Annotated in this window: 1 pseudogene; it reads right to left on the minus strand. The window is 76.0% G+C overall.

Going from position 1 to position 342, the window contains the following annotated elements:
* Nucleotides 1-101: 101 nt before the first annotated feature.
* Nucleotides 102-342 (minus strand): annotated as a pseudogene (locus CCN29_RS36770) (hypothetical protein); the annotation flags it as partial.

Raw genomic sequence — 342 nt, forward strand, 5'->3', positions numbered from 1 at the left:
GCGGGGTGCGGTGCACGCCGCTCGACGACGGCGTTCTCCTGGTGGGGCCGGCCCGGTTCGAGGTGGTGTCGGGGCCCGGGGCGTAGGGCGTACCGGCCGTGTCACTTGATCACGGCGTTGGCGCCGATGATCAGCAGGCCGATCAGCATGTCCCCCGCCCCGGCCCGCAGCGACGCCGGCCAGGTGCGCCCGGCGCGGCGCGCGGTCCACACGCCCCACCCGGCGAGGATCAGGGTGTTGACCACCAGCGCGACCTCGACGGCGGCGGCCTCCGTCCACCAGTCGGGGACCGCGAACAGCAGCAGGACGACCGTGGGGACCGCCGCGGCGACCACCGGCCAC

The organism is Streptomyces pseudogriseolus (assembly GCA_002154585.1).
Lineage (GTDB): Bacteria > Actinomycetota > Actinomycetes > Streptomycetales > Streptomycetaceae > Streptomyces > Streptomyces pseudogriseolus.